The 6,723-nt window shown below is 66.1% G+C and carries 7 protein-coding genes; all 7 read left to right on the forward strand.

The annotated features are described in order from the left end of the window. The first annotated feature begins 8 nt into the window (after nucleotides 1-8). Nucleotides 9-1,352, forward strand: coding sequence for an MFS transporter (locus DTA22_RS35840; RefSeq protein WP_112302547.1), 1,344 nt, complete (start codon nucleotides 9-11; stop codon nucleotides 1,350-1,352). A 62-nt stretch (nucleotides 1,353-1,414) separates the two neighbouring features. Further along, complete coding sequence (locus DTA22_RS35845) at nucleotides 1,415-1,969, forward strand: MarR family winged helix-turn-helix transcriptional regulator (RefSeq protein ID WP_005261372.1); 555 nt, start codon at nucleotides 1,415-1,417, stop codon at nucleotides 1,967-1,969. A 98-nt stretch (nucleotides 1,970-2,067) separates the two neighbouring features. Further along, complete coding sequence (locus DTA22_RS35850) at nucleotides 2,068-3,267, forward strand: homogentisate 1,2-dioxygenase (RefSeq protein WP_112302548.1); 1,200 nt, start codon at nucleotides 2,068-2,070, stop codon at nucleotides 3,265-3,267. Continuing rightward, nucleotides 3,264-4,121, forward strand: a complete 858-nt coding sequence (locus tag DTA22_RS35855) for a hypothetical protein (RefSeq protein ID WP_037231033.1) — start codon at nucleotides 3,264-3,266, stop codon at nucleotides 4,119-4,121. The genes DTA22_RS35850 and DTA22_RS35855 overlap by 4 nt, the downstream gene beginning before the upstream one ends. Next, nucleotides 4,118-5,299: a fumarylacetoacetase gene (gene fahA / locus DTA22_RS35860; protein WP_037230822.1), complete on the forward strand. Its 1,182-nt coding sequence runs from the start codon at nucleotides 4,118-4,120 to the stop codon at nucleotides 5,297-5,299. The genes DTA22_RS35855 and fahA overlap by 4 nt, the downstream gene beginning before the upstream one ends. Nucleotides 5,300-5,342: 43 nt before the next feature. Further along, the gene (locus DTA22_RS35865) at nucleotides 5,343-6,125 is read left to right on the forward strand and encodes an enoyl-CoA hydratase (protein ID WP_112302549.1); all 783 of its coding nucleotides are present in this window, start codon (nucleotides 5,343-5,345) and stop codon (nucleotides 6,123-6,125) included. 171 nt (nucleotides 6,126-6,296) lie between these two features. After that, the coding region (locus DTA22_RS35870; protein ID WP_112302567.1) for a hypothetical protein at nucleotides 6,297-6,723 on the forward strand (427 nt) is incomplete at its 3' end.

Here is a 6,723-nt window from a genome sequence, read left to right on the forward strand (position 1 = left end):
AGAATGTCATGGGAGTTTCCCGCTCCGCTGTCCCCGACAGCGAAATCGGTGCGAGAACGTTGAAGAAGGTGTCGTACCGGATCCTTCCGTTCGTCATGTTGCTGTACATCTTCAACTACATGGACCGCACCAACATCAGCTACGCGCAGCTGGGGATGCAGCACGAACTCGGCATCACGGTCGGAACGTTCGGCGCGGTGGCGTCGATCTTCTTCCTGGCCTACGTCGTGTTCGAGATCCCTTCCAACATGGCGCTGAAGAAGTTCGGCGCGCGCATCTGGCTGGCCCGCATCGCGATCACGTGGGGCATCGTCACCGTGATCATGGGATTCGTCAACAGTGTCACTCAGCTCTACGTGGCTCGCGTTGCCCTCGGCATCGCCGAGGCGGGTCTCTTCCCCGGTCTGCTGCTGTATTTGACGTTCTGGTTCCGCTCCGGGGAGCGTGCCCGGGCCATCGCAATGATGGCCATGGCGCAGCCGATCGCCATGATCATCGGGTCCTTCACCGGCGGTCTGATCCTCGACCACATCTCCTGGTTCGACATGAGCGGCTGGCGCTGGGTGTTCATCCTGCAGGGTGCGCCGACGATCGTGCTGGGCCTGATCGTCCTCGTGTACCTGCCCAACCGGCCGCGTGAGGCGAAGTTCCTGACCACGCAGGAATCCGAGTGGCTCGAGGACGAGATCACCGCGGAGTACCAGGAGCCCGAAACCCACGCGGGTGTGAAGGAGCAGCTCGGCGCGATCAAGAACCGGAAGATCCTGCACCTCGCCTTCGCGAACCTGTTCGCCGCCTGCGGGCTGTACGGCTTCACGTTCTTCCTTCCCCAGATCGTCAAGCAGATGGATCCGAGCTACTCGGCCACCAACATCGGATTCCTCGGCGCGGTCCCGTTCGTGGTCGGTGCTGTCGGAATGCTGCTGATCAGCCGTTACTCGGATCGCACGGGGGAACGGAAGCTCTTCGTCATCGGGCTGATGGTTCTTGCCGCTGTCGGGTTGTTCGGCACCATTGTCTTCCGGCACTCGCCGGTGCTGGCGTTGACGTCGCTGTCGATGGTGGCTGTCGGTGTTCTCGGGTACATGGCGCCGTACTGGGCGATGGCGGCGCAGGTGCTCACCCGCGCCGAGACAGCCGTCGGTCTCGCGGCCATCAACACCATTGCCGCGATGGGCGGATTCTTCGGTCCCTACGTCATCGGAAAGAACGCCACCGCCGACAACGTCACCATCGGCCTGTACTTCCCGATCGCGTGCCTGCTGATCTGTGCCGTCATGCTCGCGTTCCTGAAGATCCCGAAGAAGGCCCCGGTCGAACTGGAAGAGGCAACAACATCAACTAGTTCATAGATATACTAAAAGCGGAGGTGGCGGGCACCGGGCCCGCCACCCGCTCGCGATAGGGTTCCCCCATGACCGATGACGCAGCGCCGGTGCCCGTCGAGGTGCCCGACGGCCTCGACTTCTGGTCGTTCATCGAACTGGCGAACCGGCGCCTGAGCACGGAATACGGCTCGACGCACGAACTCGCCACCCAGGTCCTCCTGACGTTGAACCGCGCGTCGAACGTGGTGACGTACGACCTGGAGTCGTCGATCCACCGTCCGCGTGGCCTGTCGTGGTCGGCGTTCCGGTTGATGTTCGTGACATGGCTGGCCGGTCCCGTCGAGTCGAAGACGGCGGCCAAGCTCACCGGCATGAGCAGGGCGGCCGTCTCGAATCTGACGAAGACGCTGGTCGGCGGTGGTTTGATGGAGCGGACCCCGGACGAGCGGGACGGCCGGTCCGTCCAGTTGTCGCTCACCGAGAAGGGCCGGAGCGAGATCGGTGAGATCTACCGTGAGCAGAACGAGCGCGAACACGCGTGGGCAAGCGTTCTCACCGAACCGGAGCAGCGCATTCTCGTCATGCTGCTCGACAAGCTGATCACCAATCGCAGCCAGTTCGACGTCCGCGGGCGTAACTGACCCTGCTGTGCCTCCCGGAAAACCTGTGCTTGCCATCACGCCCGTAATTTAGTTAATGTGTTTACTACTACGGACACGCACTTCTAGGGAGGCCGGTCATGGCGTTCTATCGGCACGTGGGCAACATCCCGCCCAAGCGGCACACCCAGCACCGTGACGACAACGGTCAGCTCTACTTCGAGGAATTGATGGGAGAAGAGGGCTTCTCCTCCGACTCCTCACTGCTCTACCACCGCCACATCCCGTCGGCGATCGTCGATGCCACCGTGTGGGAGCTGCCCGACCAGAGCACGACCCCCAATCATCCGCTCAAGCCGCGCCACCTGAAGCTGCACGACCTGTTCCCGGACACGGTCTGGGCCGACACCGACGTGGTCACCGGGCGCCGGTTGATCCTCGGCAACGCAGACGTCCGCATCTCCTACGTGGTCGCCGCAAAGGAGTCGCCGCTGTACCGCAACGCGATCGGCGACGAGATGGTGTACGTCGAATCCGGTTCCGCCACTGTCGAAACCGTGTTCGGCGCGCTCGAGGCGAAGCAGGGCGACTACGTCCTCATTCCGATGTCGACGACTCACCGCTGGATCCCGCAGGGTCCGGAACCGTTGCGCGCCTACGCGATGGAGGCCAACAGCCACATCGTCCCGCCGAAGCGCTACCTGTCCAGGTTCGGTCAGCTGCTCGAGAACGCGCCCTACTGCGAGCGCGACCTGCACGGGCCGTCCGGCACACTGCAGGTCGAGGGCGCCGACGTGGAGGTGCTCGTCAAGCACCGCACATCGCACGGAATCGTCGGCACGCGAATGGTGTACCCGCAGCACCCCTTCGACGTCGTGGGCTGGGACGGGTGCCTCTACCCCTACACGTTCAACATCTCCGACTACGAGCCCATCACCGGGCGCGTGCACCAGCCGCCGCCGGCGCATCAGGCGTTCGAGGGCAACAACTTCGTCATCTGCAACTTCGTGCCCCGCAAGGTCGACTATCACCCGCTGTCGATTCCGGTGCCGTACTACCACTCGAACGTCGATTCCGACGAGATCATGTTCTACGTCGGCGGGGACTACGAGGCGCGCAAGGGTTCCGGCATCGGCCAGGGTTCGATCTCGATTCACCCGGGCGGGCATGCGCACGGTCCGCAGCCGGGCGCGTACGAACGCAGCATCGGCGCCGAGTTCTTCGACGAACTGGCCGTCATGGTCGACACGTTCCGCCCGCTCGAGCTGGGCGAGGGCGCCCTGGCCTGCGAGGACTCGGGCTACGCGTGGACGTGGGCGGGGCGGGGGCCGAAGAAGTGATCTCCGCCCTCTTCGCCGGCCTCTGCGACGACGCCGCGCTCTTCCCGCCCGGGAACGTACCCCTGCCCGACGCCCTACCCGCACATGCCAGGCACCGGTCGGCGCCGTACGCGGATCTGGTCGGTCCCTTCGTCTTTCCGGTCGCCAGGCTCGACGAGCTGACGCCCGGTTCGCTCGAGCTGAGCCTGACGCTGCCCGGCGGTCCGGCCACGCTCGAACCCGCACTCGACCGTCTCGCGCAGATCGGCGGTGCCACCGCGGTGGCACTCGAGATCGCTGCGCCCGCCGAACAGACGGCCGCGGAGTTCTTCGCCGCGATGGACGCCGTCGAAACCCAGACCGCAGGCCTCGACGTGTTCGTGGAGGTGCCGCGCGGCGAGCGCAGGGCCGATTTCCTCGCCGCTCTTGTCGGTGGCTCGTTCGCGGCCAAATTCCGCACGGGAGGCGTTGTCGCCGAGGCTTACCCGGACGAGGCGGAACTCGCGTCGGCTCTGACCGCCGTCATCGCGTCGGGCGTTCCGTTCAAGGCCACGGCCGGGCTGCACCACGCCGTCCGCAACACCGATCCGCACACGGGATTCGAACAGCACGGTTTCCTCAACGTGCTGCTCGCCACCCGGCACGCACTCGGCGGCGCCGGTGTCGACGAGGTGGCCGCCACCCTCGCCGAACGTGAGGGCGCTCTGCTCGCCCGCGAACTGCGCGACCTCCCGGCCGACGTCGTCCGCGCCGTTCGCACCGCCTTCCGATCCTTCGGCACGTGCAGCATCCTCGAACCCCTCGAGGATCTCGTCGCACTGCATCTCGTGCCGTCTTCCGCCCTCGCCTCCGCAGATCAAGGAGCCCACGCATGACCGTCCTCGACATCCCCGCCGATTCCCTCTTCGGGATCGAGAACCTGCCGTACGGCGTGTTCTCGACCGCAGACTCGGCCCCCCGGGTCGGAGTGCGGGTGGGAGATTCCGTCGTAGATCTCGCCGCCACCCTGGGTGACGACGTCTTCGCGCAGCCCACCCTCAACGCCTTCATGGCGCAGGGCAGGGCCCGCTGGACCGAGGTCCGCAGGCAGATCACCGAACTCGTGCAGGGCGACGTCGCCGACACCGCGGTGTTCGCGGTCGACGAGGTGACGATGCACCTGCCGGTGGCCGTCGCCGACTACGTCGACTTCTACGCGTCCGAGAATCACGCCACCAACCTCGGACGACTGTTCCGCCCCGACTCCGAGCCGCTGATGCCCAACTGGAAGCACCTGCCGGTCGGATACCACGGGCGGTCGAGCACCGTCATCGTGTCGGGCACCGACGTCATCCGGCCGTGCGGACAGCGCAAGTCGCCGGATCAGGACGCCCCCGACTTCGGGCCGTCCCGCCGCCTCGACATCGAGGCAGAAATGGGTTTCGTCGTCGGCGTCCCGACGAAGCTGGGGGAGACCATCACCCCGGATCAGTTCGCGGAGTATGTGTTCGGTGCGGTCGTGGTGAACGACTGGTCCGCACGCGACATCCAGGCCTGGGAGTACGTGCCGCTCGGCCCGTTCCTCGGGAAGAGCTTCGCCACGTCCGTCTCACCCTGGGTGGTTCCCCTCGACGCGCTCGAGGCGGCCCGCATCGACACCCCGACGCAGGATCCGCAGCCGCTGCCGTACCTGCGCGGCGAGGAGAAGTGGGGCCTGGACATCGACCTGGCCGTCGAATGGAACGGACACGTCGTGTCGCGACCGCCGTATGCGCAGATGTACTGGTCGCCGGCGCAGATGCTCGCGCACACCACGGTCAACGGCGCCGCCGCCAGCACGGGCGACCTGTTCGCGTCGGGCACCATCTCCGGACCGGAGAAGGACCAGCGCGGCGCGTTCATCGAACTGACCTGGGGTGGTCAGGAACCTGTCGTCGTCGGGGACGAGAAGCGCACGTTCCTCGAGGACGGCGACGAGATCGCCATCTCGGCCACCGCACCCGGCCCGAACGGCACCCGCATCGGCTTCGGTGAGGTGCGGGCCCGCATTGCTCCACCCGTGAGTACTTGTTAACCGCGGGCGGTTGACAAGTACTCACGGATGGTAGTCATTAGTCATGACCGAGAACTTCGTCGAGATCAGTGCCGAGCCGGACACCGGCGTCGCGTTCCTCACCCTGAACCGCCCCGACCAGCGCAATCCGCTGTCGTCCGAGGCCATGCGGGACGTCACCGCGGCCCTGCGGAAGCTGGGCGACGACGACACCACCCGCGTCGTCGTCATCAGGGCTGCCGGACCGGTGTTCTCCGCGGGCCACGACCTGAAGGAGATGATCGGCCGCACACTCGAGGACGAGCAGGCCATCTTCGACACCTGTGTCGAGATGATGCAGACCGTGCAGGACATTCCCCAACCGGTCATCGCGTCCGTCCAGGGCGCGGCCGTCGCGGCGGGCTGTCAGCTCGCGGCGTCGTGCGACCTCGTCGTCGCGTCGTCGAACGCCGTGTTCGGGACGCCGGGGGTGAGGATCGGCCTGTTCTGCTCCACCCCGATGGTGGCCCTCAGCCGCGCGATCGGACGTAAGCGCGCCCTGCAGATGCTGCTCACCGGGGAGACGATCGGGGCGGAGACCGCCGCGGACTGGGGGCTGGTGAACCTGGTCGTCGCACCCGAGGAACTGGATGCGCAGACCCGGGCTCTCGCCGCGAAGATCACGAAGGCCAGCCCGCTCACCGTGAAGATCGGCAAGCAGGCGTTCTACCGGCAGATCGAGCTTCCTCAGGGCGAGGCCTACACGGCGATGGCGGAGACGATGGCCACCAACGCCGTCACGTGCGACGCCCAGGAGGGCATGCAGGCGTTCGTCGACAAGCGCATTCCGCAATGGCAGGGAAAATAGCGGCACAGGCGGACCCTGGCTGCATTGCGTGGTGTAGCGAACCGGCGAAGGATTGAGCGTGCAGTGGCTGCGGCCGCGGGCCGTCGGTGCCCGCTGACGGTGGACCGCGACGGGTCGGTCACCGAGAGATCGTTCTCACTGCGGGGCGACGTCCCGCGGGAGGAGACATCGATGTTCATTCAGGTAATTCAGGGAAAGGTGTCGGACGAGGCAGGCCTACGCCGGTGCATGGACCGCTGGACCGAAGACGTCCGACCGGGAGCGACGGGCTTCCTGGGCTGCACTCAGGGATTGTGCGACGACGGAACGTTCATCGCGCTCGCGCGTTTCGAATCGGCCGACGCCGCCCGGCGCAACAGTGAGCGTCCCGAACAGGGCGCGTGGTGGGCGGAGACCGAGCGGTGCTTCGACGGTGCCGTGTCGTTCATGGACTGCCCGGACGTGATGGAGTGGATGGGTGGAGGCTCGGACGACGCGACATTCGTTCAGGTCATGGAGGGCCATACCACCGACGCGAGCCGGATGAGGGAGTTGCTGGAACAGGCCGAACCCCAGCTTCATCAGCTGCGCCCGGAGATCCTCGGGGGAACGTTGTGCA

The sequence above is a fragment of the Rhodococcus wratislaviensis genome (assembly GCF_900455735.1).
GTDB lineage: Bacteria > Actinomycetota > Actinomycetes > Mycobacteriales > Mycobacteriaceae > Rhodococcus_F > Rhodococcus_F wratislaviensis.